Below are 25,088 nucleotides of genomic sequence, written 5' to 3'. Positions count from 1 at the left end.
TTTTTGTTCTTTGAGGGCAAGATGTGAGCAAAAGTATCTGTTTTATCTGATTTTTTATCTATCGTACTCATAATTTTTTTATTTCTGACCTATTTTAGATGAGTTAATGATTCATGGTGGTCTACGGCAATAATGAACGATTTAATAGTGGTTTTGACATTGGGATTATCCTAGATCTGGTGATGTACATATTCATTGAAGTGACTCACGCGGTAGCTCGCTTTGGGACAAGAGCGCCTTAGTGCGACTGCTCTAAAACACTTCTGCCCCAAAGCTTGCTAGAGAGCAAAAAGTAACTGCTATGCATTTAGCAATTTTGTTCTATCTTCACTATCACTTGCTACCTATACTTTCATTATGTTTCCACTATGTAGATTGAGTCGGTAAGAATGCATGAACAATTTAGTTATCAACAAAGTGCGCACACGCTAGGGTTGTGTTCATTTTCAGCAAAGATGAAAGACTTTAGTTACGGTAAGCATGCGCATGAAGAATTCAGTATTGGTGTAACTTGCCGTGGACGACAGGATTTTTTTAGCAATGGTGCTTTTCATAAAAGTCAGGCAGGAAACGTAATCTTTTTTAGTCCAGAGCAGGTTCATGATGGGCATGCTGGAGATGGAAAAGATATGGAGTATGAAATGCTCTACATACCTGATTCGATAATGATGAGCCTGATGCAAAGCATAGGTAATGTATCTAAGGATCAGTCTCGGCTGAGAGAGGCATCCTTTTATGATCTGATTTTGCAACGACAGGTTATGTCTTTTTCACGTTCTATGAACTCAGAACAACCACTTTCTTCATTAGAGGAAGAACACCTCTTACTAGGCATTGCCCATTCAATAGTTCGTCTAGGTGGCGGTTCGTTTATTGAGAAAGTGGCTCATGGGCGAACAGAGATGCTCTTAGAGCGAGCAAAGGAGTTTATTCACTTCAACCTTAATCGAAAGATAGACATTGAAGAGATATCAAGTGCCGCCAATATGTCTAAATATCATTTCATTCGACTGTTTAGTAAACAGTTTGGCATGACGCCACACCAGTATGTACTCAGCAATAAAATCAACCGTGTAAAACGCGAGTTAGAGTTAGGTGACAACGCTGCGAATATTGCTTTTAAGTACGGTTTTTCCGACTTAAGCCATCTTAATCGTAACTTTAAGAACACGTTTGGCATCACGCCGACTCAATACCAAAAACAACTCTCGCTTTAGCTTCAACTAAAGCATCTACTAAAAGATAAAAACTATGCTGGACATAATTATTTATGCTCTAGGGGTCATGTATACCCCCGGGCCAGTCAATGCTATCTGTTTAAACAGTGGTATACAGAAACAAAGTTCAATATTTGGCTTTAGTCTCGGTGTCTCAATCGCCATGTTTGCATTATTCGGTACTGTTTCGCTGATTGGTGAGGCATTAATGAATGATGCTTTCTTACGATGGACGGCAATATTGGGCGCTATCTACATTCTTTGGTTGGCATACAAAATATTCTTCAGCCGAGTAGGTAAAGTTGAATCAGAGCCAAGCCAAAGCATGAGTCTGCAAGACGGTTTGATGCTTCAGCTTCTCAATCCCAAAGGCATTACGGTTGCATTGCCTATTGCCACCGTTCAATTCCCATCAGCAGGTATTACAGGCGGATATATCTATGTATGGTGCGCTATTTTGGCACTACTTGCGTTTGGTGCTCCTACTGCTTACTACATTGCTGGACGCCTAATTGGCAAAAAGATAAACGAAACTAACTATCTGGCTGTAATGAACAAACTAATGGCAGTGCTGTTGCTGTTTGTTGGTTTAAAGATGGGTGTACCACCTGTCATTGATTTAGTGTTCTGATTAATAAGAGGTTATATGCAATTTGATTCTAAGTTTGTCATTGTTGTGGCAGAGGATTTACCAATCTGGCAGAAATTGAATGTTGTCAGTTTTTTGTCTGGTAGTATCACTTCAACATCAGCGGTTGAGACTGGTGAACGATATGTAGATGGGAGTGACAACACCTACTTACCGCTTTGTATTCAGCCAACAATCGTACTAAAAGTGAAGAGAAATAAGTTGCCTACTTTTATCCAACGCGCTAATCGCGCAAATATTGAAACCGCAATATTTATCGAAGATATGTTCGCGACAGGTCATGATGAAGCGAATCGAAGTACCGTTCGATACTATGATACGGAAAGCTTGCCTTTGGTCGGTATTGCTATGTGCGCGGAGAAAAAAATAGTGGATAAAGTTGTCAAAGGTGCGAAGCTTCACGACTAGTGTTTAAGTAAGCTACACCTTTAACAATCCTAAGTCAGGGTGAGGAGTCAGAGGTAAGTCTGACTCACTTATGTCCAAAACCTTCGCGGCGAGCACTTCATAACTCAAATCTGCCCCATTTCGAGTTTGCGCAACAGATTAGTTGTGTTTGTTAGACCTAAATCGCTAATAATAGGCAATGCCTCAATCGAATCATGACTCGAACGGCCGAAAACACTTACCACAATCTATAAAAGTTTATGTACTATGCCACCTACTGGAAGCATAGCGGGCATAATTGACATGAACTTATCTCAAATTGATCTAAATTTACTCTTCATTTTAAAACATTTACTCGAAGAAAAGCATGTATCCAACACCGCGATGGCTTTAAATATGAGTCAGTCTGCGGTGAGTCGAGCACTTAAAAAGATGCGTATTTTCTTCGATGATGAGTTGTTAGTGCGCAAGAAATACGGTTATGAGCTGACACCAAAAGCGGAGTCAGTAAAGCACGATATCAATAATGTGATTAGCAGCTTAGAAAAACTCGCTCATAAAGACTCATTTGATCCGAGTACCGTATCAAGCACTGTCAAGATTTACGGTCTTCTACCTCAGATTAATACCTTAATGCCCAAGGTTATTGCCAAGATTCGAAAACAAGCGCCAAACCTTACGGTGAGTTTAGATTCGGCACCAAAACGTCATTTTGATGCCCTAGTAGCGGGAGACGTTCATTTCGCCCTCTCTTCTCATCAACCACCAAGCTCAGAGCAGAATATCTATCGTATGGTTGTTGCTAAGCGAACTTTCCGCTTACTGATGAACAAAAAGCACCCACTGGCAGAGCAAGAGCTTACCCCCGAGAAACTCGCCGACTTCGATTTTGGCCAAGTTTCTTTGCAGGGCGAAAAGCGATTATCGTTTGAACATAAGTACCAAGAGCTTGGTTTAGCCAACAAAAAGCAACGTTTATCTGCTCCTGTCCAGCTGAGTAATTTTAGCTCCGCACCGAGTATCGCCGCGGAGACAGATATTATTTTCCATCTACCCACACCTTTTGCAGAAGCTGCTTGTCAAGATCCTCGATTAATTGTACGTGAAGTCCCTAAAGCGCTGCAGTTGGATTTTCAAGAGGTTTACTTGTATTGGCACAAACGCTTTAACGATGACCCTATGTGTGAATGGGTAAGGGACATATTTAAGCAACTCTACGTAGGAAAAGACACCTTATCTTAAATGCAATATCCGGGTAAATTGCTTGTGATTATTCGCCTGGTGGATAGTGATATTCTCTTCCTGTGATAAGGATTGCCTTGTCAATGAATATGACCATCAGGTTTAATTGAGAATAATTATTAAATGTAATTACATTCTAAGCCAACTCAATATGAAACCTCTTTTCTCATACTCGCTACTCTCTAAATCAGTTGTTTCTGCATGTATTTTGGTACCCATGGCCTGTGTCGCCAACGACCAACTTGCCGATTCGGGTACCAATACAACGACAATGGAAACTATGGTGGTTACTGCTTCTGGGTACGAACAACTTGTAACAGAAGCGCCAGCAACAATCAGTGTTATAACGCGAGAGCAACTTGAAAGTCGCTCTTACAAAGATCTCACCGACGCTCTAACTGACATCCCAGGCGTGACTGTGACTGGCGGTGGCGATGGTCAAGATATCTCTATTCGCGGCATGCCTGCTCAGTATACGGCCATTCTTGTTGATGGCAGAAAGCAGTCTGGGAGAGAAACTCAAACGAATGGCAGCACGTTTACCGAACAAGATTGGCTCCCACCGCTGAATGCAATTGACCGAATTGAAGTTGTTCGTGGACCAATGTCTACCTTGTATGGTTCAGATGCGCTGGGTGGTGTAATCAACATCATCACGCGTAAAGACTATCAAGAGTGGCACGGTAGTTTGCGTGCAGAGACGACTCTTCAAGAAAATTCGAAATCTGGGAATAGCTACCAAGGACAACTTTACCTTGCAGGGCCAATCATTGATGGTTTATTGAGTGCATCTGTAACTGGACTGTATCAGGAAAGAAATGAAGATGAGATTGTCGGTGGCTATGCAGGTAAGACACTCGATAACTATCGTGCTTCTTTGTACTTAACACCAACCTCTGACGACACTTTTACTCTGGAGTTCACCAATCATAACCAAGAGCGAGAGACCACTTTAGATAAGTCAGTGGAGCGAGAGTCTCAAGTTGCAGTAAGGGAATATGAGCGCCAATCTATTGGTTTTGGACACGACGGTAACTATTCTTGGGGCTCGAGCTCTTCATTTATCAGTAATGAAACAGTCAAAAATATCGGTGCAGATAAAGAGGTCGAGAATAGTCACATCAATACGCAATGGGGACTGCCAATTGATGACCACTATTTAACATTGGGGGCGTCTTTTGAGAAGAAAGACCTGACTGATAATAATCTATCCTTGGCATCCGTGAACAAACAGTGGGCTGTCTTTGCTGAAGATGAGTGGTATATCACTGATGATTTTGCTCTTACAGTTGGCTTACGCTACGACGACAATGAAATTTTTTCGGGGCAGTTAAGCCCAAGAGTTTATGGGGTTTGGTCAGTTGACCAAAATTGGGCGCTAAAAGGTGGTGTATCTACAGGCTATCGAGCTCCAAGCCTAACTGAAATGGATGATGATTGGGTTCAAGAAAGTTGCAGAGGTCGTTGTTCCATTTACGGTAATCCAGACTTAACGCCAGAAACTTCAGTAAATACCGAGATGGGTTTGTACTATGCAGATAATCGCGACCTATCCGCAAATGTCACTCTGTTTTATAGCGACTTCAAAGACAAGATAGAAAGTGAATTTGTTGACCCGAATTGTACTGACAGTAGAAGCTGCGACCGCACCTACGTCAATATTGATGACGCTATCAGCTATGGTGCGGAAAGCTCCGTTTCTAAGGGCGTTACAGATTCGATCACACTAAGCGCAACTTACACTTTCACTCGCAGCGAAAAGAATACCAATGATGAAAATGATGGTTTGCCACTTGTTCAAGCGCCTGAGCATCAGCTCTCTGTCAATGGTGATTGGGCAATACGTGATGATATCGGTTCATGGGCACGCGTAAATTATCAAGGCGAAGAGAAAGATAACGTTACGAGTACGAGCTCTAGAACCTTAGCGCCTTCTGTGACTTACGTTGATCTTGGTGCAAACTGGCATGTCACTAAGAATGTGAAGTTAGTGGCGGCTGTTTACAATCTACTTGATAAGCAGACTACAGAAGAAGAGTTTGGCTATATTGAAGATGGTCGACGCTATTGGTTAGCCGCTGAAGCGACTTTCTAGTTAATTGTTTCTAAACGAAGAACGACACCATGAATACGAAGATAAAATCTGCGATAGCTTCTCTACTACTAATGCCGCTTGTCAGCATGGCAGGGGAGTTTAACGTAGAGAAAGACATTTTGTTCAAAACCATCGGTGAACGAGAGATTAAGCTTGATCTCTATACACCATCGGCTGAAGCAACGACTCAATACCCGTTGTTGGTTTGGGTACATGGGGGGGCGTGGAAACGTGGAAGTAAAGATGCAATTCCAGAGAAAAACCCTCTACTGCTTCAATCTGTATTGAACGAAGGATATGCATTAGCGTCCGTTGATTACCGCTTGAGTGGGGAAGCGAATTTCCCTCATCCGGTTCAAGACATCAACGATGCACTGAACTATCTACACGATAATGCGGAGAAGTTAGGTATTAACGCTGACAATCTTGTGATGATGGGGCGCTCTGCTGGCGGGCATCTAGCGGGATTTATTGGTGCGACTAACTCGGCATACAACCTAGTCGATTTCTATGAGCCACCAAAGTACAAGGTCTCTGCCGTGGTGAGCTTTTTTGGCCCTACCGATTTACTTGAATTGGGCAATAAAGGTGGCAAGAAAACCAGCAAGAAATCGTCAGTGTCTCGTTTCTTAGGGGATATTCCAAGCAACATTCCAGAACTTGCCAAGCAAGCATCAACGACAAGTTATGTGAATAAAAATACCCCACCATACATTCAGTTACATGGCACCCTGGACAAACGAGTACCGTTATCTCAAAGTGAAATACTTAAAGCGAAGCTTGATGAGCACGGAGTCATCAACCAACTTTACATTGAAGAGGGTGTCGGACACAGTGCACCAGTCTTTGATACTGAGAAATATGTTCCTCACGTTTTGGACTTTTTGAATACGCACTTTCCGAACGAACAGATCTAATCAATACTCGATCTAAAAGTGTAGACAGCTTTATACGAAGCCAATTGTGATTACAGTTGGCTTTTTCATATCTATCGGTTGGAGTTCTGAAAATTCAGAATAGTGATTAAGTAGCTTATTATTTAGGCAATGGTCAAGTTAACTAATAGCTATTTTGAAGTGATACTCTAACGCATGTTTATCCCATTTTAAAATGACTCATTTCTGCCTCTTTCTTGTTAAGTTAAATAATCATCCATGAGCTGTATATCTGATTTTTCATGAACAATCGAGTAGAAACCTTGCTAGTTATTGAGTTAGGTTGCATTTTACTACTTTTGGCCCCGTTCACTTAGGATCGTCTATGATACATATATGCTCAGTACTTTTATTATTGTTTTCTAGTGCTTCAATTGCAGGTCAGATGTACAAGCTTCCGTCTGGTGAAAAAATAGAAATCATTGGTATTGAATATGGGTATGTCAAAGGGGCAGATGAGTGGGTATATACGCTCAAGTATTTGACTAATGATCTCAGCGACATGGAAGTACTATGTCAAAGAGCAAATTACTTGTGGCCAGTGGTTAAGCAACAAGTAGAGAGCAAGGGGTGGTCATGGGCAAGCGTGAAAGCTCAAAAGATCACTGAACAATCAGACCTTTTGCTTGGTTCGGGGACAAAAACCGAATATGCCGGGTATGCAATCGGTTTTAAGAAAGACGAATATGGAAATTGGGTGGATGTTGGAGAAAAGTGTTCTCAAAATTAAACAAAATTCGACAGAATATTGGGAGGGAGTATAATCTAAAACTCACCCATATAATTCCATCCAAGGCCTACATTGCTACCGTCCGTAATCCTGTGCTCTTATTGACTTTATGTTTTTGAGACAGGACTAAGTAAGTAATATTTTTAAATTTGAGATAATTTTTCTTATCCCCCTTTATTACCCTCAAAGATGTTTGTGTTGGTATAATGGGCTTCGCTAAGAAGCTTTTGCTCCAAACCGTTTCAGAGAGTGTGGTTGGTGAGTCTATACAGTTCATAACGGCATCCTGACTAAATACAGCGCATCGAAATAAACATGAGAGTCGAGATTTAATGTATCAAGCAATGACCAACATACTCACCCTCTCCAAATAAAAGGGTGAGTAGACAATAATCCAGAACCAATTAGGCCCAATCAGAAGATGGAAATATCAGTCTAGATTAACTTGAAAACACTTCTTTTAAGTGTGCTTTATACCTGTCAAAGTCGTTTTCTATCTGAGGTTTTTTTATAACATCATTGCACATAAATGTGCTCAAGGGGGACATTCCCAAAAACTGATGTGCTTTATGAAATGGTAAGTACACACCATCAACGCCTACCCCTTCAAAAAACTGAGATGGATCAGTAAAAGCTTCTTGTGGGGCATTCCATGTAACCGAAAGCATATACTTTTTCCCTTGAATCAACCCACCTGAACCATACATTGAGTTGCTATCAATTCGTGTTCTGCCATCACTTTGATACAAACGACCGTGCCCAATAGTAAAGACATCATCGATATATTTTTTTACGATCCAAGGTGTTCCCATCCACCATGCTGGGTTTTGGTGGATCACAACATCTGCCCATAACCACTTTGCTATTTCAGTCTCTATGTCGTAGCCGCTATCAACCTCAGTAACCTCTACGTCGTGGTTTAGCTCGGTCAAATAGCTCACAGCTAATTCGACTAAGCTACTATTAAGTGCTCCTTGGGAGTGAGCAAACTTTTTACCACCATTAACAATTAATACATTACTCATTTTAATCGTCCCACTGTGGAGCAAGACCATCAGGACTAACTTGACGCCCGTTACGCTCAAGGCTATCGATTAATTTGATATCCTCACTCAATAGTTGAATCTGTTGAGCTTGAAGATTACTAATGAGGTTCTCACGCTTGGTTGAAGATGGAATCACTGCAAATCCCTTTGCTAGCGCCCACGCGAGCACAATTTGCGCAGGCGTTGATTGGTACTTACTTGCGATATCAATAATCGTTGAGTCCTTTAAAGCTTCGCCATAAGCTAACGTCATGTAAGAGGTCACTTGAATGTCATTTTCTTGCATAAATGACACCAGCTTGTGGTTTTGCAAGAATGGGCTTAGTTCAATTTGGTTGGTTGCTATATTTTCCTTGCCCACCGCATCAAACGCTTTATTTAACAACTCGATATTGAAGTTTGATACCCCAATTTGTTTGGTTAATCCCAACGATTTTGCTTCAAGTAACGCTTGCATATACTCTTCGACGTTGTTGTTTGAACCCGGCCAATGAATCAATGTTAAATCGACATAGTCAGTTTTTAGTTTCTCTAGGCTCTCTTTGAGGCTTGGAATGAGCTTATCCTTAGACATATTATCTACCCAGATTTTTGTCGTGATGAACAACTCTTCTCGTGGCAACTTAGATTCAACCAGTGCTTCTCCTATGCTCGCTTCATTACCATAGATTTGAGCGGTATCAACCACACGATATCCAACTTCCAATGCGTTGCGTACTGAATTTTTTACCACTTCACCCTCTAAGCGAAAAGTGCCTACACCAAATGAAGGTACTGTCATTTTTATCTCCTAAGTATTTATCTTGTCTTTGTTGTTGGCACTAACTTTACTTGATGATTTTGATTCCCTAAAGTAAACATTAGTTAATTATAAAATTACAAAAGGTAACGAATGAAATCGACCTTGGATGAAATGAAAGCTCTAGTCGCAGTTGCCGATACTGGAACTGTGAGAGGAGCGTCAGAGATTCTTTCTATAACACCAGCTGCGGTGAGTAGAACTATTTCTAGGCTCGAAGCGAAACTAGAAACCACCTTATTAAACCGGACTACACGTAAATTGAGTGTCACTTCAGAAGGCAGTATCTACCTGAAAAGAGTACGCAAAGTGCTCGAAGAGGTTGAGTTAGCAGAAGTGCAGTTGAAGCACCAGAAAGAGACGCCCTCAGGTTTTTTACGCATAAATGCAGCCACGCCCTTCGCGATTCATGGGCTTGCTCCGTGCATTTCGCGTTATCAATCCCTTTACCCTGACGTTGAAATCGAGTTGACGACAGATGAAGAAAACATAGATTTAGTTGGTAAGCACACCGATATTGCTATCCGCATCGGGCAGCTGAAAGACTCCTCATTAAGAGCAGTATTTATCGGTAATAGCAGAATACGTATTGTTGCTAGCCCTGAATATCTGAATGAATTTGGTACACCAAGTAGTATTGATGAGTTGTCCAACCATAGGTTATTAGGTTTTAGTCGGCCTGAGATTTTGAAAAACTGGCCGCTCAAAGATGCAAACGATAAGATCTTTAGAGCAACGAGTGACTTGCAAGCCGACAACGGTGAGGTGATCCGGCATCTAGCGTTAAGCGGAGCTGGCATCGCATGCTTGTCTGACTTTATGACATTTAGTGATAGAAGAAATGGTACCTTGGTAGAACTGTTCAAAGAGTCTTCACTCAAGATAGAGCAGCCCATTCACGCTATCTACTATAAGAACTCAGCAACATCTCTAAGAATTTCATCGTTTATTGAATTTATCAAGGCGAACTTAAATGTTGAGAAAAACGAGTTTATGTAGCTTTTCTTTCGCACGAGAGCGAACCATGACTTAAATACACACCATCCTTCGAATAACTTGATGCGTTTGCGCTAAATCATTCAGTCTGCCCGATGAGATAACCTTAAGCGGCTTTCTTCCATTAAAGAACACGCTTCTGCTCGATCGGTTTATAAAGCTTGCTTACGCTGAGCTTTCTCGATAAAGCAGTTGCAAGCACTCATCAATTTCTGTGATGTGTTTAACTCGTTGCTCTGCTTCTGGTGCACCAGTCTCAGGGAAGATGGGTGCTATTTGACTTGGTGTCGCTCCATAATGCGAAGGATTACAACAAACTGTTTCGTTCCAAAGGTTACTTTTGGCTTAACTTAGCTATTTTCTTTGGCCAAGGATCTTCAAATGTTGCTCCTTGTTGCCATTGCTCCAATTCCGCATCCGTTAAAAAGCAGTTTTCCAGCGCATCGATAAACACATCGACTTCGTTTTCTTGCCCAATCACTGTTAAGCGACAACGACGATCACCAAAACGGCTTTCAACGCTGTCTATCTTATCTTGCAGGATTTGACGATGTTCATCAGTGAAGTTTTGCGATTCGTCATTGATTACTGAAGCGCGCCAAAAGCCTGTGATTTCAAGCCCCATATTACCGTTCGCTTGACTCCAAAGCAGTGAAACATCGTCTCGATTTGGGAACCAAAAGAACCCCTTACTGCGGAAGACACCTTTAGTTAAATACTGATGGCAGGTATTCCACAAACGCGCAGGATGAAAAGGTCGATCATCTTTGATCACTTTCGCGACAAGGCTTTGTTCGTCTTTATCAGAGAGATTCAACGGCTCATTCACCGTCTCACGAAGTTCTGCGATTAACTGCTCAACGAGGAAGAAATTATAGTCTTGATCACCTTTCAACATGCGGATATCCAAGTTTCCCCATGACGTTTTGATTATCTCGGTATAAACATTAAGCGGGTGAATCGCCTGCGCGATGTTGCGAACGGTATTGTCATCCACTTTGTCCGTCTTGGTAAGCATGACACGGTTTGAGAACATGATTTGCTCTACCAACAAGTTTTCAACGCCGCGAACACCCTGCTGCACCTTCTCCTGCCACTTCGGAATTAAGACAGAACCTTGACGATAGTCATCTCGCAACCAAGTCGTATCCACCAACGTAATCACGTCTTTGAGAGCGAATGGTGCGTTATTTTTGAAATACTCAACCAAAGGCAAAGGATGACTACTGCCCGACGTTTCGATCACAATCCATTCTGGCGATTTTTCTACGCAGAGCTTTTTAAGGGCTTTATCAAGCTTCCTTACACCACTTTGGCTGCTGATGCTATCTCCACTGATCGTGACAAAGTTGCCCTGCTCTTCACTCACCGCATCGGTATTTAAGATAAGCACGCCATCGACGTCTAACTCACTCATGTCATTCACAATAACGGACAGTTCAACACCAGAAGAATCGGCTTGTTGAAGAATATTGCGTAAAAACGTGGTTTTCCCTGACCCGAGAAACCCATGCAAAATAGTGACTGGAATTGATGGCATACCTTTGACCTGCAAACTCTGAATAAACCAACGTTATAACATAACAATTTAATGAGTTATAGAAGGAATACAATTGCTGTCTTAGACTGAAAGATTAAGAGCCGGTTAAGACCACAGAGGCTGGTGTAACAAAACTCACCTTCGTTTCTTATCATGTGTCACCACCAGCAAAGGCCTGACTATTGATAAAAATAATAAGTGGTTACAAAACAACCATTGCTTTGTTTATAAAATTGGAGAAAGATGACAATACAGTGATTTATAGGAGGTGGTGTTATGACTTTAGTTCTTACCGTTCTTATTTTCATAAGTTGTATTGCGATGCTCGCAATTGGTGTGATGTTCTCACGTATGCCGATCAAAGGCGGAGGTTGTTGCAAATCGTCCAATGTTGCGGATGTAGGCGCACGTAAAAGGCAATCCCGCAAGGATACATCGTGTTCCAGTACATCAAGGTCCAGATAGCAGTTTTTCATGTCGTTCGTGCCGAGCATAATAATGACCAAGTCAGGCCGATGAGATTCCAAGCAAGGGCGTAAATAACGCAGGCGAGTTTTCCATACCTGTAGTTATTCATTTATTACTAATTTAGCAAAGTCGCTGGCAAACTTCTTGTCCACAAATGTTTCGGTTCATGCTGACCGAGTGGGATGACCGGACGTTATAGTGGCTGGAACAATTCTAGTTGACCGCCAGACTCTATGTTGACCAACAACTCCGATAAGGATCGTAGATTTGGAATATGGCTTATTCCAAATCCGTATTTGATTCCTCAATCAAGGTTCGTGAGTAATCATCCAACAGCAGAGCAAAGGTGTTGACACTGTGGTCGCGGTAAATGCCCGCTTTAAAATAGGGGCCGAGACAATCGACATAACTGGTCGGCCCGTGGTGGTTCACTACACGTTGGTCATTAATGGTAATGGCAAGGTAGCCATCAGAGTTAGGCGTCCACTTCACCTTGACATCAAACTGATACCAGCGATTCTTTTCGATCGGCGCGCTAAGGTAGTGCTGAGTTCTCGTCATGCCGTGTTTGTTGTCGCTGTTCACCACCAACTGACTAGTTTGGGAGCGTATCAGAAAACGGTCATTACGCAGTTCAATCCCAAGGTTAGGGCTACGGCTGATTTCATTCAAATGACGATCTGGCGTGGCATGCCACTGAGCAATTAAAGCGCGCACATTGTCGTGCTGCCATTGGTCAGTGATCAGCACTTTAAACCGATAGTGTATTGGCTGATTGAACGGTGCTTTATAGCGCTCGTACACTTCCGCTCGATAAGCGTACCCAGAGCGAGTGTGAAATTGATCGCCGTCTCGCAATTCTAATCGCAGTACATTATTGTTTGAGTCCATCGGATCTTGGACTATCATCGCTGAGTGCGGGTAACCAAAATGTCTTCCCCAACCCTGCAAATCATCAAATGGACTGTGCCATTGATGCGCTGTGTCATCGGGTTTGATATCAGGGCAGCTCAAATGAGCGACCGATTGCTCAGCACACGCCACCAACAGTGGCGACAAAATAATGGGTAAAAGTAACTTCATGATAAACGCAGACCTGCCACCACTGAAAAAGAGGTCAATAAACCGATGAGATGTTTGTTTCGAGAAGTATATCGTTGAAATCGCCTACGCGTCTGTGTCCTGTGCCATTATTGGGGCACTGGCGTTTAACTTACTGTAGAGCGATGGATGGGAAAAGCGAGGATCGGATGACCTCCTCGTTTTTGTTTGGTGGTTGCGATTGATGGTTAACGTATGTTTTTAGTTGTTCGCTCTGATTTGCCCCAAAGTTTGTTTAGATAGCCCCAAAATTTCACAAGATTAATTCAGTCAACATAGTCAATTCAAAAACCCTCATTTCTAAAAAGATTTGTTTCGCTATCCAAATGATGTAGTTCTATCGGTACGTCATAAAGTAAATAGCGTATCTTTTTCCTTGATTATGCAACAAATTGCTCTTAAGGTCGTAGCTCCCTTTTGGACTAACTCAGCGCTCAATGAGTGTCTTGGTAAGTCAGAATCCAAACTAAGCAGTAAGTGTTTTCAGGTGATTTCGTGAAAAAAATTATATTAGGTGCCCTTTTCAGTGCATCGGTCTTTGCTTCTTCAAGCAAAGACGTTCCAACGATGAATGATAAGAACGGTTATGTAGAACCGTTTCAGATGTTTGATAATGTTTACTATGTTGGGGACAAATGGGTTTCATCATATGTAGTTGTCACAGATGATGGACTCGTGATAATTGATACTCTCGATTTCCCTTATTCGAAATGGATTCCTATCAACCTTGAGAAGCTAGGGTTAGATAAAGAACCAGTAACTCACATATTGGTCACTCATGGACACTCTGACCATGTTGGGGGCGCTCAGTTACTTCAAAAGATGTATGGTTCTAAAGTTGTGATGACCAAAAGCGCTCATGAGCTATCTATACAGCAATCAAATAAAAGCAAAGGTGAGAACAAGTTCCTTCCACCAAACCTAGACATAGAGATAAAAAGCGATAGATCTATGGTTATTGGTGATCATGAGTTTAAGTTCTATCTCACACCGGGTCACACTGAAGGTGATTTTTCCCTAGACTTCGCAGTCGAAGATAAAGGTGCTGAACATCGTGCTTTTATCGTTGGTGGCCATAGCGTAAGTGGCAACGACCCAAAAATAATTGACCAGTTCTTGAGTAGTATGGAGAAAATTAGAAAGATTTCACTCCAGTCGCCTGTTGTGAGCGTCAACCTTTCGAACCATCCACATAAAAATTACCTATTTGAGAATAGGGAGAAGCTAGGTGCAAATGAGAATCCATTTATTAGTGAGACAAACTTCTTCATGTTCCTTAAACAACAAGAGAACTTAGCTAAGAATAAAATAAAAGTCCTGTAATAGTTCTGCAGATAATGTGTAGTCTTCTCTACTGGGTTAAAAGTTTAGCGATACCGAAGATAATCCGTTAAATGCTAAATTGGAAAAGCCACTGACAAGTTTCTGCCCCAAGATGTGTTTAGAGCGCAAGAAACCACCATGAGATTTATTTGTGAAACAAGCTGTTTCCCAATTGTCCAACCGGTTGTTGGACAAATTCTAGTAACCATGTGATCACCAAGCGATTCTGTCTTTTTCCAAACGCTACCCACATCAATTGATGTACAATAGACGCAGCCCCAATCACTACCCATCGCTCAAGGTGAATCTTGCGTTTAACTAGCTTTAAATACAAAACTCGTAAGGGCCCAGACTATCGTCATGGGGAGCAAGTGTCGTTTATCGACATTCGAGATACCTTTGGCATTGGTAGTATTCGTGTTGGCAAGTGGGTCAATCAAGAAGAGAAAGACCTAGCGGCTAATCTGATCTTTGATTCGTTTGCCGATCTTGCTTATATATTGGCGCTACCACCCAAAGCCATTGGGTTGAGAGGTAGTCTAAATTTGGCTTTCGGTAGCGGTGGACAAAAAGGTGTTCAAGCCCACTACGCACCAAACCAAAGAGAACTAGCACTTGCGAAAAACGCAGGAGCTGGCGCTTTGGCTCATGAATTTTGGCACGCGTTTGACCACTACATTGCAGAGAAAGCGTTTGATATAGGTGACAGATCAGGGCCGCAAAAACGAACGATCTTTGCCAGTGACTGTTGGCTGAAAAGCGTGGCGCATTTTCCGCATCCGTTGAATGACAGATTGCTCAAAATATTTGATGCGGCGTTACTTACGGATGATCAACAAGATCGACACGACTATGTGTCACGAAGTGTGGTTGCTGACAAAGCGATGGGAAGTCATTATTTTTCTCTACCAACTGAGATGATGGCGAGGGCTTTTGAGTCAGTCGTAGAATCGTGTTCAGGCATTGAAAACAGTTACTTAGTCTCCGGGACAACCAAACCCGAACACATCAAAGTTTACCCTGATTTAGAACACCGAATAAAGATACACAACGCACTGCAAGCCTACTTAAAACCTTTGGGTGAAGCCTTAAGTGGTTTGCACTAGAAAGCTTTAAAAGCTTATAACAAAGTGAGTACGCCTTCAGCACGATTTATAGTGCAGCTACCTTGTTTACACTTCAGTCAAATGGATGGACTTCGCGATGCAACCTACTCTCAGTATTCGAGCCTACACTAAGAAGCTAAACAGTCATTCGCACGATGATTACCACCAGCTTGTGCTTCCAGTTCAGGGCAACATCAATATTCAAATGGATAGCTTCTCTGGAAAGGTGACCGTTGGTGAGTGCGTTGTGATTCCAGCAGGCGCGACTCATGGTTTTCAAGCCGACGAAGCCGCTCGATTTATTGTTGCCGACATGCCAACGCTTCCAGAGCATATTCTCGAGAGTAGCGTACATGTGTTTTCTATCACAACGCCGCTACTGAGCTTTATCTATTTTGTAGAGAAGCAGCTAGAACACCAAGTGGACAAAGCGATTGAGGCTTCGATTCTCGATGTCTTTACCATGCTACTTACACAGCAACCAATAACCTCAAAAATCGATCCTCGGATCCGAGCTGCGCAGAGCGAGATTTTTGACAATTTAGCTAGCCCACTCTCGATCGCAGACCTATCAAAAATCGCTTGTCTGAGCCCGACTCAATTTAAAGTACTTTTCAAAACCAACCTCGATATGAGCGTCCAACAATACGTGACTCACCATAGAATGGAAAAAGCCAAAGCACTTCTTACACATACTGACTTACCCGTTCAAATTGTTGCTGAAAGAGTCGGCTATAACGACCTTTCTGCTTTCAGCCGACGCTTCTCTCTTCATTTCGGCCTTCCCCCTCGCCAGTTCACACGCAGTTAAAAGCGTCCTTTTAAAATACAACTTCGTCTTTTCAGCAAAATATAACTTTCTTCCATCGCTTATCCTTTCAGTATCAAATGAATGATCGGATTAAGACATGATGACAACACGCTTTCAGTTATCACCACATCAACACGGATCTCTTTTTATATTATTGGCTTCGATACTTTGGGGAACGACAGGTGCAGCAGCCACGTTAGTTCCGGAGGTAAGTCCATTAGCCGTTGGTGCATTTTCTATGGGTATAGGTGGTTTGATACAGGCCTTTTTAGCAAATACTGCCTTGAAGAGAAACGCTTCACGACTAAAGCACCACAGAAAAGAAGTACTAATTGGCGCACTTGCATTAATGGTTTATCCAATGGCTTTCTACACTTCAATGAGAATGGCCGGTGTTGCTACAGGCACTGTAGTCTCTATCGCCTCTGCCCCACTTTTCACTCTTCTATTCGAGTGTCTATTTAGCACAAAAAGAAATCTAAACACTCGAAAGTGGGTGAGCTTAGGTCTTGGGGTTGTTGGCATTGTACTTCTCGTCAATGCCGAGAGCACTCACGGTCACGCTCAACCGCAATTTAAACTTTGGGGAATCTTACTAGGACTAGTAGCTGGCCTGAGTTACGCCACATATTCATTAATGGCAAAAGAGCTTATCAATAAGGGGGTCCAATCACAGGCTGCTATGGGTGCCATCTTTGGGCTGGGGGCGTGTTTACTTCTACCTACGTTACTCGCTTCGGGAGACAACTTATTTGTATCTCAAACCAATACCCTAGTGCTCATCTACATGGCTGTTATTCCAATGGGTGTGGGTTACATCATGTTTGGTGTGGGGTTAAGACACATCAATGCCAGCACAGCTAATATCCTAACGCTGTTCGAGCCTGTGGTTGCAGCAGTCATCGCTGTCTTAATACTCGAAGAGTACATTCCGCCTATAGGTTGGTTTGGCATCGCTTTAATCATGGTTTGCTTGCTTTTTCAGTCTAGCGCTGGAGCCGATTAATGAAAAAATCTATCCCTGAGCCTTGAAGTACATCCCACCCTGAATCAACTTTAGCTATTGGCTCAGAGAGGGGCTTTTCTCACTCTATATCGGACAGGTAACAGAACTAACCACTTTCCGGTTGAAAACAACAACAAACGTATCAGAATCAGTCAAAAGCACTGTTTGCGTAACGCCTACAGTGCTTTGGCAGCGTTCAATCAAACATCTAGACAATTAACGTTCACTAGGGTGCGTCCAAGCAAACTTTTGAAATGGCGCATCTGGTTCAGTGTGTGCGATTGCGTTTGTGAAGTTTGAGATAAGCTTCGCAGACAACCCCGTAAGTACTTCAAGTGCTTGACGCTTAGTGAAACCAGCATCTAGGAAGGCTTGCAGTCTTTCATCACCAATATGGCCGCGATTATCAAGTAGATCTTTGGTAAAATCGTGCAAAGCTTGGAGCTTCGTATCTGGAATTGCAGTACCCTCACGCAGCGCTTCAATGACTTCATCTGGCATTTTGCCTGCTTTCATCATCCATGTATGACCCGGAACGCAGTAGTGGCAGTTGTTCTCGAAATTTGCTGTCATGAAGACCACCTGCTGTTCTAGCGGGCTGAATGTTGTGTTCTTCATAAACAGTTCGAAAACCGTGTTGTATGCTTCATATGTTGCGGGTGCTTCGGCAAGAACAGCATGTAAGTTTGGTAGCATGCCAAATCCTTTTAGAGACTGTTCCACCAGAGCTTTTGACTCTTCAGGCGCAGTTTCTGCATCATAGTAAGTAAATTCAGTACTCATGGTCTTCTCCTTAGAAGTTAGCGTCTAGGTGTGCTTCAAAACGTACGAAATCATTTTCGATGTCACCATTTTTCATTACGTCATAACACGCAAACGTTGGAAGTGCAGACATACCAAAGAAACGGAAGTTTGCGTGCATATGGAACATCAAATCATCAACACTTCGGCCTTGGAATAAGTACTCGTTGTCATCATTAAATGATTCTTCAGGTGCGTTGAATGTGAAAGACAACATATATTTAGTGTTAGTGCGAGTGCCGCCCGTACCGTAGTTCTTCTTCGGTTCTTCTGCATTACGGCCATCAAATGCACAAAGAGAGCCACCCATCCCTGCGGTAAATACATCGTCCATATATTTTTTAAATGACCATGGAATCGTCATCCAGTTAACAGGTGACTGAAGGATCACGCGGTCTGCCCATTCGAAGTGTGCCAGTTGCTCATCAACAATGATTTCGTCTTGCATGGTAACAACACGAACATCATGACCTTTTGACTCTAGCGTGGTGAGAGCTTTCTCGACTAAAGCAGCATTTAGCTTACCTTCAGAAAACGGAGATGGTTCGTGTGCGTTAATGATTAGAACGTTACTCATGATAATTAACCCTTAAATGAAATGACTATTTTCCAAAGCGAAGATGATTTCGCCTTCTTGTGGTTTATTATGGTCACCTAGAGCTATAATACAACCAGTTAACTTTTAGTAACCGCTATAAATCCCGGCCAAGCCCAATTTAAGACATTGTTTTATAAGAGTTTTATTTTTTATAAAAGGTTGAGATTAGATGTGTAAGCAGAACTGAAGATTGGCTTATGGATCAATACCCATTCAAAGACGCATTGATTGGTTGTTTAGGCTTGGCGACATATCTGTACCGCTTGCTTCTAATTCAAAACGTTATAGACCTTCGCACTATTCATAACGACTCTCTCAAATAAGGTAAGCACGGCTTAAGCAACTTAGCCATGACAACCGAGTTAACAGGACCTGCTATCACGCTACACAAATCAACGAGCGGTGCACACCCTCCTCAAGAAGGAAAAGACTAGGAACATACTCTCGACGAAACATGTGTTTAATTGCACCAACAGCGACCAAGGTTGGCAACTTTTAGTGCAACACCAGCATGGTTTGATATCTGGCGTCCCGATATAAGGGCATTTCATCATTGGTACGTATATTGCTCACTATGTTGATTAAGAATTGTATACAATAATAAATACATTAAGGAAATCACATGGAACAACGTAACAGTGAATTGATCTACGGACTGGATGATCGCCCGTCGGTGAAAGCCGCCAGCTATGCGGCACTTCAACACGTTTTGGCTAGCTTTGTTGGCATTATCACACCCACTCTCATTATCGGCGGCGTATTGGGTTTGGGAGAACATATCCCTTTCCTGATTAGTATGGCCTTGATGGTTTCTGGCGTTGGCACCTTTATTCAGGCGAAGCGAATCGGCCCTGTCGGCGCCGGGATGATCTGTGTACAAGGCACCAGTTTCGCATTTTTAGGCTCAGTGTTGGGGGCGGGCTTTCTCGTTAAAGCCAATGGGGGTGGCCCAGATGAGATGTTAGCAACTATTTTTGGCGTCTGCTTTTTGGGTGCCTTCGTTGAAATCGCGCTTTCTCGCTTTATCGATAAACTGAAAGTCGTCATCACGCCAGTTGTGACTGGCATTGTTATTACCACTATTGGTATCTCTCTAATTAAGGTTGGAATTACCGATATCGCAGGAGGGTTTGGTGCAGAAGACTTTGGTGCTCCGAGCAATCTGATGCTTGGTGCAATCGTTCTTGGTGTCATCGTCGCTTTAAATCTGAGTCAGAACATCATGGTAAGGCTGTCGTCTATCTTGATAGGTTTAAGCATTGGGTGGGCAATCGCGATTGCCATGGGTAAAGCATCTATGCCTGACTTCGCTTCGCAGCCGTTGTTGAGCATTCCTGTACCATTCAAATACGGTTTTGCTTTCGACTGGCAAGCGTTCTTACCAATCGCCTTCATTTACCTAATCACAGCTATTGAGTCTACAGGTGACTTGACGGCAAACAGTATGTTCTCAGGCCAACCTATCCAAGGACCTAAATACATAAAACGTCTTAAAGCTGGTGTACTAGGTGATGGCGTTAACTCGCTCATTGCTGCGGTATTCAACACCTTTCCAAATACCACTTTCAGCCAGAATAACGGTGTTATTCACTTTACGGGTATCGCCAGTCGATACATCGGTTACTTTATCGCGGGCATTCTATTCTTATTGGGGATGTTTCCAGTGTTAGGAGCAGTGTTAATGACTATTCCAAAACCGGTATTAGGAGGTGCGACGTTGGTGATGTTCGGTACTGTCGCTGCAGCAGGCATTAAGATTATTGCTAATCAGGAGTTAGATCGCCGTCGTATTATGACGATCGCCATCTCTTTTGGTTTAGGCCTTGGCGTAATGCTTGTGCCTGACTTGCTAAAAGAGGCACCCAAATTGGTTCAAAGTATCTTCGGGTCTCCGGTCACCATGTCAGGTATCGCCGCCCTCATTATTACTGGATTAATGGCTATCATCCCTGAGAAAGGCGAAAGACCTTTACCAAGTAATACGCAAGCAAATGAAGCTTAAGCAAGATACCTATTACTGATATGAACGCACTTCGGTTAGTTGACATACTCAGCTAGCCGAACTGTTTGAGCCATCACGATGATACATAACCTCAAATTAAAAATCTTTGAAACTTGGCAAGACCAAGTATCTGACTAAACTCGTCGATTACTAGTAATGGTAGCGACATGAAATGACTGTGGTCGCTTGATCATCTACGGCATACACCAATCGATTAGTTTCATCAATTCGCCTAGACCAAAACCCCGAAAGATTCTCTTTTAACGGTTCTGGCTTTCCAATACCTTCAAAAGGTGACCGCTTGACATCATTGATGAGTTTGTTGACTCGTTTTAGTGTTTTCTTATCTTGAGTTTGCCAGTATAAATAGTCGTTCCACGCCTCATCAGTCCATGAGAGCAGGCGCTGACTACTACTCATCGATTAATTCTCGCTCCGTTGTCTTACCATGACGGTATTGCTCAATAGAACGACTCAAATGCTCCGCATTCTTGGGTGAGCGCAGCAAGTGCACCGTTTCCATCAAACTGTTGTAATAGTCTAAAGACATAACGACAGCATCTTCGGAATCGCGACGAGTGATCACCGTGGTATCAGCATCGTCCACCACCCCATCTAGTACAGATTTAAGACTGTTCCTTGCTTCAGTAAAAGATACGATTCGCATATAAACCTCGACATGTACATTTTATGGCACAATTATAAACGCTGATTCAAAAGCTGTACAGTAAGTTGAACATGTGAACAAAAGTATAGCAACAGCCGAAGGGAACCTCTTAGTAGCAAGTCACCGACTAACTCTATAAAGTGAAAGCGTTATCTGCTGACGGATTTACGCAAGATAAACGGCTGCTATCAACTGACGGTGTTCGAATAGTAATCCGTTAATACTTGAATAAAACGTTGCTTATCCGCCTCTGGCAGCACATTGATACCCGCCGCCGCTTTTCGACCGCCGCCCGTTGTAAAACTTGAACAAACCTCGTCAGCACCAGTTCTATTCGACAAAGGGGCTCGCAAGCTCACCGTGTAAGATTCGCCATCTTGGTTTTTTGTTAGTACAGCTTGAGCACGGTTTGGATCTTGGTTAACGATCTCATTACCAAAGACACCGCTAATACGCCTCGCCCATGTTTCGCTCGGTAATTCAAAGACACGTGCTGAAGGGCTCTCATAAGCAGGGGTAAGGTTCGACACTTGTTGGAAGTCACTTTGGTAAGCCGCACGTAAGCGGTAGAACACCGACTCTTCATCACTCAAAAGATCAAATGGATTTGGGTATTGATAAAGCGTCTGATATAGCTCAACAGGCGTGAAGTGGAGATCACTAAGTGACGCTCCATAACCGTTATAATTGACTAAGGTACCCAACTCCTCCAAGAACGCAATTTGTGATTCGTTAAAGCCACTTTCTTGCGCGAGTTTAAGCGCGACAGCTTTTAAATTGTCTCCGAAGGCTGCTGCAATTGCCCACGCAACATGTTTACCGTTGAGCTTCTGGTTGATCAACAAACTGGTACAGCACTCTGGCGCTGTGTCGATTAAAGTTTCAAGATGGGCAGAATAAGGCATTTCCCCTGTACGATGGTGGTCACAATAGAACACATCGACCTTGGCATCCAACAGCGAACGTAACGCATCCTGATTTTTCTCCATCGACACATCCAGTACCGTGGCCGAAGAGACATCCTTTTGACCAACGACTTGAGAGAGTAACTTAATATCACGCTTCACGCCGGTAATAAGCACGCTCTCTTTCGGCTCACTCAAACGCAGTTGTAATAACGCAATGATGCCGTCTGCGTCTCCATTGAATACATCGTAATGCATTGGGGTTCCTTTCATTCTCTACATCAAATTGGTCAAAACACGAAGTTGTATTTTTACAAGCGACTTCATTTCATATCAATATCAAGTTGTTAGGTGATATAACACGATTGAACTACACCGCAGGAAACAAGCTCCCATAAAACATGCGAGTATCAGCAATGCTTCTTAAGAAAATAAAACCTGTAGGATCGATCTTAGAGTTATTGTTCTGCTATGAGTACTTTCTTCAACAAATGCGCCAGTTGATCTTGTTCTTGTTTGCTTAGGACGTTTAGCATTTTATCCATATTGGCGACATGTGAATTCAAAACTTTATCAACCAATTCAACACCTTCTTGAGTCAAGACGACTTTGCAGCTTCGTCTATCATGCTCACTAGCAATTCGTTGGACCCAATTACGTTTCACCAACTGTTCAATACGAGTACTCACTGCACCTGAAGAAAGCATCAGAGTTTGATACAACTCTGTTGGAGTGACGGCTGCATCACAGCGACGCAACGTGGCAAGAATATCGAATTCGATACTGCTAAGCCCGTATTCTTGGAACACCGGATCTAGCTTCTTCTTCCACACACCACTGGTGCGACGCAATCGCCCGACCACTCCCATCGCTGAACAGTCAAGATCCGGTCTCACTTCATCCCATTGAGCAAGAATCCTATCGACTTTATCTGATGCCATTTTTATCTCTCCAGTAAATATCTTTTCAAAAAGATACTTGACTAGAAAATAAACCTCAATTACTTTTTAAAAAGTATCTTTTGCAAAAGATACTTTTTAAAAACAAACTACCAATTCAGAAAGGTGAGGTATGAATAGAGCTCAACAGATGAAAACCGTCGCACTAACGGCTGTTGCACCAATTGTCTGGGGCAGCACTTACATTGTGACGACAGAAGTACTACCACCAGAAAGTCCTTTAATTGCGTCTACTATTCGTGCGCTGCCAGCAGGTCTCCTATTAGTGCTCTTAAGTCGCACCTTGCCCTCTGGGTTATGGTGGTCTCGTATGGCAGTGCTCGGGTTTCTAAACATCGGACTGTTTTTCTACTGACTATTTTTCGCAGCGACTTACTTACCAGGCGGATTGGCTTCCGTCGTGATGTCGGTACAACCGATCATTGTGATGATCATAAGCTGGTACTTATTGGGGGCGCATTTTTCTTCAAAACAGATGGCAGCATGTGGACTTGGGGTTATTGGGGTCACGCTTTTGGTACTTAATAACTCGACCCAACTCGATATACGAGGCGTACTGATCGCCATACTTGGCACATTAAGCATGGCTTCAGGGGTGGTACTAACGAAAAAATGGGGGCGCCCTACAGGCATGACAATGCTTGGCTTCACTGGTTGGCAGTTGTTGTTTGGTGGAGTGGCATTACTGCCCGTCGCGCTTTGGCTAGAAGGTATTCCAGCTCAACTTACACCAACTAACTACTTGGGTTACGCCTACCTAAGTTTGATTGGGGCCATTTTGGGATACTTTTTATGGTTTCGCGGCATTGAAAAGCTCGCACCAGTAACGGTCTCATTTTTAGGCTTTCTTAGCACTGTTTCTGCCTGCTTTCTTGGCTATCTCATTCTAGATCAGAGCCTTACTTGGCTCCAATCTATCGGTGCTGTAGCGGTTCTCGTCTCGATTTTCCTCTCAACACCTCGCTCAACTAAAACACAACCATCAATCACAACTTCAGATCTTAAAAAGGGATTATTATGAAAATTACCATCGTATCCGGAAGTCAGAGAGGACAATCTCAAAGCTTAAATGTCGCTAATTATTTGCAAAAGTTAGCTTCGTCCTACTTTGATGACACAACCGTTCTTGACTTACACCAACTCAATTTACCGTTCTGGAATGAGGGCGTGTGGCAAGGCAGTGAAGAATGGGACTGCTGGAAACCCATCGCTCAAACCCTCAAGCAATCAGACGCATTCATCTTTATCACACCTGAATGGCATGGAATGGCAACACCAGCACTCAAAAACTTTTTGATGCTGACCTCTGATGATGAACTTGCTCACAAAGCCGCGTTGTTAGTGAGCGTGTCTGCCAGCATAAATGGTGTTTACCCGATAAGTGAACTCCGATTGACGGGCAACAAAAATAACCACGTATGCTTTTTGCCTGACCATTTGATATTTAGAAATTGTGAAAACACCCTAACTGCTGATCATGAATGTACAGATCAGCAGCTCCACGAGCGTAGTCAATACACCATGGAGCTACTTGCCGCTTACGCCAATGCATTGGCCCCTATTCATCGTGATATGGTCAACGCAGGTAAAGCATTCCGTTATGGGATGTAAGAAATAAATAACTAAGAACCACCTTCCCAAAACAGGTGGTTCTTGGTCGACATAAGCTTAAAAGATAAATTAGCTTTCACGATCCCAGAACGAC

Annotated in this window: 24 protein-coding genes and 2 pseudogenes; 15 read left to right on the top strand and 11 right to left on the bottom strand. The window is 42.8% G+C overall.

Annotated features, from left to right (window positions below):
• Positions 1 to 389 precede the first annotated feature (389 nt).
• The 7 genes from vsple_RS20395 (at position 390) to vsple_RS20365 (ending at position 7,255) form a co-directional block, all read left to right on the top strand.
• Positions 390 to 1,217 (top strand): helix-turn-helix transcriptional regulator, encoded by an 828-nt coding sequence (locus vsple_RS20395; RefSeq protein ID WP_261884236.1) that lies wholly within the window; start codon positions 390 to 392, stop codon positions 1,215 to 1,217.
• A 34-nt stretch (positions 1,218 to 1,251) separates the two neighbouring features.
• On the top strand, positions 1,252 to 1,848 hold the full coding sequence (locus vsple_RS20390) for a LysE family translocator (RefSeq protein ID WP_206929422.1): 597 nt from the start codon (positions 1,252 to 1,254) through the stop codon (positions 1,846 to 1,848).
• Between the two features lie 15 nt (positions 1,849 to 1,863).
• Entirely contained in the window at positions 1,864 to 2,274 is a 411-nt protein-coding gene (locus tag vsple_RS20385; protein ID WP_206929423.1) for a DUF2000 family protein, read from the top strand.
• 282 nt (positions 2,275 to 2,556) lie between these two features.
• The gene (locus vsple_RS20380; protein WP_261884235.1) at positions 2,557 to 3,495 is read left to right on the top strand and encodes a LysR family transcriptional regulator; all 939 of its coding nucleotides are present in this window, start codon (positions 2,557 to 2,559) and stop codon (positions 3,493 to 3,495) included.
• Positions 3,496 to 3,646: 151 nt separating this feature from the next.
• Complete coding sequence (locus vsple_RS20375; RefSeq protein ID WP_261884234.1) at positions 3,647 to 5,590, top strand: TonB-dependent receptor domain-containing protein; 1,944 nt, start codon at positions 3,647 to 3,649, stop codon at positions 5,588 to 5,590.
• 29 nt (positions 5,591 to 5,619) lie between these two features.
• A complete protein-coding gene (locus tag vsple_RS20370; RefSeq protein ID WP_261884233.1) occupies positions 5,620 to 6,507 on the top strand; it encodes an alpha/beta hydrolase in 888 nt (295 codons plus the stop codon).
• Positions 6,508 to 6,850: 343 nt separating this feature from the next.
• Positions 6,851 to 7,255, top strand: a complete 405-nt coding sequence (locus vsple_RS20365; RefSeq protein WP_261884232.1) for a hypothetical protein — start codon at positions 6,851 to 6,853, stop codon at positions 7,253 to 7,255.
• 440 nt (positions 7,256 to 7,695) lie between these two features.
• On the opposite strand, the gene vsple_RS20360 is transcribed toward vsple_RS20365, so the two are convergent.
• Both vsple_RS20360 and dkgB read right to left on the bottom strand, forming a co-directional pair.
• Positions 7,696 to 8,280 carry an NAD(P)H-dependent oxidoreductase gene (locus vsple_RS20360; protein WP_261884231.1) on the bottom strand — a complete coding sequence of 195 codons (585 nt, stop codon included), beginning with the start codon at positions 8,278 to 8,280 and terminating at the stop codon, positions 7,696 to 7,698.
• Between the two features lies 1 nt (position 8,281).
• Positions 8,282 to 9,082 carry a 2,5-didehydrogluconate reductase DkgB gene (gene dkgB / locus vsple_RS20355; protein ID WP_261884230.1) on the bottom strand — a complete coding sequence of 267 codons (801 nt, stop codon included), beginning with the start codon at positions 9,080 to 9,082 and terminating at the stop codon, positions 8,282 to 8,284.
• A gap of 111 nt (positions 9,083 to 9,193) precedes the next feature.
• Here dkgB and vsple_RS20350 point away from each other — a divergent pair, with 111 nt between their 5' ends.
• Complete coding sequence (locus vsple_RS20350; RefSeq protein WP_255232950.1) at positions 9,194 to 10,099, top strand: LysR family transcriptional regulator; 906 nt, start codon at positions 9,194 to 9,196, stop codon at positions 10,097 to 10,099.
• Positions 10,100 to 10,430: 331 nt separating this feature from the next.
• Here the strand turns inward: vsple_RS20350 and vsple_RS20345 are convergent, their stop codons facing one another.
• The 3 genes and pseudogenes from vsple_RS20345 to vsple_RS20340 all read right to left on the bottom strand — a co-directional run bounded on the left by vsple_RS20345 (position 10,431) and on the right by vsple_RS20340 (position 13,187).
• On the bottom strand, positions 10,431 to 11,636 hold the full coding sequence (locus vsple_RS20345; RefSeq protein WP_261884229.1) for a CobW family GTP-binding protein: 1,206 nt from the start codon (positions 11,634 to 11,636) through the stop codon (positions 10,431 to 10,433).
• A gap of 467 nt (positions 11,637 to 12,103) precedes the next feature.
• Positions 12,104 to 12,193 (bottom strand): annotated as a pseudogene (locus vsple_RS21965) (SGNH/GDSL hydrolase family protein); the annotation flags it as partial.
• Between the two features lie 190 nt (positions 12,194 to 12,383).
• Positions 12,384 to 13,187, bottom strand: coding sequence for a polysaccharide lyase family 20 protein (locus tag vsple_RS20340; RefSeq protein ID WP_261884228.1), 804 nt, complete (start codon positions 13,185 to 13,187; stop codon positions 12,384 to 12,386).
• A 513-nt stretch (positions 13,188 to 13,700) separates the two neighbouring features.
• Here vsple_RS20340 and vsple_RS20335 point away from each other — a divergent pair.
• The 4 genes from vsple_RS20335 (at position 13,701) to vsple_RS20320 (ending at position 17,451) form a co-directional block, all read left to right on the top strand.
• On the top strand, positions 13,701 to 14,528 hold the full coding sequence (locus tag vsple_RS20335) for an MBL fold metallo-hydrolase (RefSeq protein ID WP_261884227.1): 828 nt from the start codon (positions 13,701 to 13,703) through the stop codon (positions 14,526 to 14,528).
• 308 nt (positions 14,529 to 14,836) lie between these two features.
• Positions 14,837 to 15,634, top strand: a complete 798-nt coding sequence (locus vsple_RS20330) for a CLCA_X family protein (protein ID WP_261884226.1) — start codon at positions 14,837 to 14,839, stop codon at positions 15,632 to 15,634.
• Between the two features lie 97 nt (positions 15,635 to 15,731).
• Positions 15,732 to 16,445, top strand: a complete 714-nt coding sequence (locus tag vsple_RS20325) for an AraC family transcriptional regulator (protein ID WP_261884225.1) — start codon at positions 15,732 to 15,734, stop codon at positions 16,443 to 16,445.
• A 97-nt stretch (positions 16,446 to 16,542) separates the two neighbouring features.
• Positions 16,543 to 17,451 carry a DMT family transporter gene (locus vsple_RS20320; RefSeq protein ID WP_261884224.1) on the top strand — a complete coding sequence of 303 codons (909 nt, stop codon included), beginning with the start codon at positions 16,543 to 16,545 and terminating at the stop codon, positions 17,449 to 17,451.
• 216 nt (positions 17,452 to 17,667) lie between these two features.
• Here vsple_RS20320 and vsple_RS20315 read toward each other — a convergent pair whose 3' ends face one another.
• Together vsple_RS20315 and vsple_RS20310 are read right to left on the bottom strand one after the other, a co-directional pair.
• A complete protein-coding gene (locus vsple_RS20315) occupies positions 17,668 to 18,234 on the bottom strand; it encodes a carboxymuconolactone decarboxylase family protein (protein WP_261884223.1) in 567 nt (188 codons plus the stop codon).
• Positions 18,235 to 18,244: 10 nt separating this feature from the next.
• The gene (locus tag vsple_RS20310; RefSeq protein WP_261884222.1) at positions 18,245 to 18,829 is read right to left on the bottom strand and encodes an NAD(P)H-dependent oxidoreductase; all 585 of its coding nucleotides are present in this window, start codon (positions 18,827 to 18,829) and stop codon (positions 18,245 to 18,247) included.
• A gap of 643 nt (positions 18,830 to 19,472) precedes the next feature.
• Between vsple_RS20310 and vsple_RS20305 the strand changes: the two genes are divergently transcribed.
• Positions 19,473 to 20,852: a nucleobase:cation symporter-2 family protein gene (locus vsple_RS20305; protein WP_261884221.1), complete on the top strand. Its 1,380-nt coding sequence runs from the start codon at positions 19,473 to 19,475 to the stop codon at positions 20,850 to 20,852.
• Between the two features lie 150 nt (positions 20,853 to 21,002).
• On the opposite strand, the gene vsple_RS20300 is transcribed toward vsple_RS20305, so the two are convergent.
• From vsple_RS20300 to vsple_RS20285, 4 genes are all read right to left on the bottom strand, one after another.
• Positions 21,003 to 21,272: a Txe/YoeB family addiction module toxin gene (locus tag vsple_RS20300; RefSeq protein WP_261884220.1), complete on the bottom strand. Its 270-nt coding sequence runs from the start codon at positions 21,270 to 21,272 to the stop codon at positions 21,003 to 21,005.
• Positions 21,265 to 21,519: a type II toxin-antitoxin system Phd/YefM family antitoxin gene (locus tag vsple_RS20295; RefSeq protein WP_255232963.1), complete on the bottom strand. Its 255-nt coding sequence runs from the start codon at positions 21,517 to 21,519 to the stop codon at positions 21,265 to 21,267. The genes vsple_RS20300 and vsple_RS20295 overlap by 8 nt, the downstream gene beginning before the upstream one ends.
• Positions 21,520 to 21,707: 188 nt before the next feature.
• Positions 21,708 to 22,682, bottom strand: coding sequence for a DHH family phosphoesterase (locus vsple_RS20290; protein WP_261884219.1), 975 nt, complete (start codon positions 22,680 to 22,682; stop codon positions 21,708 to 21,710).
• Positions 22,683 to 22,882: 200 nt separating this feature from the next.
• Complete coding sequence (locus tag vsple_RS20285) at positions 22,883 to 23,365, bottom strand: MarR family winged helix-turn-helix transcriptional regulator (RefSeq protein ID WP_150897498.1); 483 nt, start codon at positions 23,363 to 23,365, stop codon at positions 22,883 to 22,885.
• Between the two features lie 130 nt (positions 23,366 to 23,495).
• Here vsple_RS20285 and vsple_RS20280 point away from each other — a divergent pair.
• Positions 23,496 to 24,404, top strand: a pseudogene (locus vsple_RS20280) (EamA family transporter).
• On the top strand, positions 24,401 to 24,994 hold the full coding sequence (locus vsple_RS20275) for an NADPH-dependent FMN reductase (protein WP_261884218.1): 594 nt from the start codon (positions 24,401 to 24,403) through the stop codon (positions 24,992 to 24,994). Before vsple_RS20280 ends, vsple_RS20275 begins: the two are co-directional and overlap by 4 nt.
• The last annotated feature ends 94 nt before the right edge of the window (positions 24,995 to 25,088 follow it).

The sequence above is a fragment of the Vibrio pelagius genome (assembly GCF_024347575.1).
GTDB lineage: Bacteria > Pseudomonadota > Gammaproteobacteria > Enterobacterales > Vibrionaceae > Vibrio > Vibrio pelagius.
Note: the sequence above shows the minus strand (reverse complement) of the source record. Positions and strands in the feature narration are given on the sequence as shown.

Excerpts from the sequence above, each read along its gene's own strand:
- vsple_RS20295 (WP_255232963.1), bottom strand. The coding sequence starts at position 21,519 with ATGCGAATCGTATCTTTTACTGAAGCAAGGAACAGTCTTAAATCTGTA.
- vsple_RS20385 (WP_206929423.1), top strand. The coding sequence starts at position 1,864 with ATGCAATTTGATTCTAAGTTTGTCATTGTTGTGGCAGAGGATTTACCA.
- vsple_RS20320 (WP_261884224.1), top strand. The coding sequence starts at position 16,543 with ATGATGACAACACGCTTTCAGTTATCACCACATCAACACGGATCTCTT.
- vsple_RS20390 (WP_206929422.1), top strand. The coding sequence starts at position 1,252 with ATGCTGGACATAATTATTTATGCTCTAGGGGTCATGTATACCCCCGGG.
- vsple_RS20395 (WP_261884236.1), top strand. The coding sequence starts at position 390 with ATGCATGAACAATTTAGTTATCAACAAAGTGCGCACACGCTAGGGTTG.
- vsple_RS20305 (WP_261884221.1), top strand. The coding sequence starts at position 19,473 with ATGGAACAACGTAACAGTGAATTGATCTACGGACTGGATGATCGCCCG.
- vsple_RS20290 (WP_261884219.1), bottom strand. The coding sequence starts at position 22,682 with ATGCATTACGATGTATTCAATGGAGACGCAGACGGCATCATTGCGTTA.
- dkgB (WP_261884230.1), bottom strand. The coding sequence starts at position 9,082 with ATGACAGTACCTTCATTTGGTGTAGGCACTTTTCGCTTAGAGGGTGAA.
- vsple_RS20370 (WP_261884233.1), top strand. The coding sequence starts at position 5,620 with ATGAATACGAAGATAAAATCTGCGATAGCTTCTCTACTACTAATGCCG.
- vsple_RS20345 (WP_261884229.1), bottom strand. The coding sequence starts at position 11,636 with ATGCCATCAATTCCAGTCACTATTTTGCATGGGTTTCTCGGGTCAGGG.
- vsple_RS20285 (WP_150897498.1), bottom strand. The coding sequence starts at position 23,365 with ATGGCATCAGATAAAGTCGATAGGATTCTTGCTCAATGGGATGAAGTG.
- vsple_RS20365 (WP_261884232.1), top strand. The coding sequence starts at position 6,851 with ATGATACATATATGCTCAGTACTTTTATTATTGTTTTCTAGTGCTTCA.
- vsple_RS20310 (WP_261884222.1), bottom strand. The coding sequence starts at position 18,829 with ATGAGTAACGTTCTAATCATTAACGCACACGAACCATCTCCGTTTTCT.
- vsple_RS20340 (WP_261884228.1), bottom strand. The coding sequence starts at position 13,187 with ATGAAGTTACTTTTACCCATTATTTTGTCGCCACTGTTGGTGGCGTGT.
- vsple_RS20300 (WP_261884220.1), bottom strand. The coding sequence starts at position 21,272 with ATGAGTAGTAGTCAGCGCCTGCTCTCATGGACTGATGAGGCGTGGAAC.
- vsple_RS20350 (WP_255232950.1), top strand. The coding sequence starts at position 9,194 with ATGAAATCGACCTTGGATGAAATGAAAGCTCTAGTCGCAGTTGCCGAT.
- vsple_RS20315 (WP_261884223.1), bottom strand. The coding sequence starts at position 18,234 with ATGAGTACTGAATTTACTTACTATGATGCAGAAACTGCGCCTGAAGAG.
- vsple_RS20380 (WP_261884235.1), top strand. The coding sequence starts at position 2,557 with ATGAACTTATCTCAAATTGATCTAAATTTACTCTTCATTTTAAAACAT.
- vsple_RS20360 (WP_261884231.1), bottom strand. The coding sequence starts at position 8,280 with ATGAGTAATGTATTAATTGTTAATGGTGGTAAAAAGTTTGCTCACTCC.
- vsple_RS20375 (WP_261884234.1), top strand. The coding sequence starts at position 3,647 with ATGAAACCTCTTTTCTCATACTCGCTACTCTCTAAATCAGTTGTTTCT.
- vsple_RS20325 (WP_261884225.1), top strand. The coding sequence starts at position 15,732 with ATGCAACCTACTCTCAGTATTCGAGCCTACACTAAGAAGCTAAACAGT.
- vsple_RS20275 (WP_261884218.1), top strand. The coding sequence starts at position 24,401 with ATGAAAATTACCATCGTATCCGGAAGTCAGAGAGGACAATCTCAAAGC.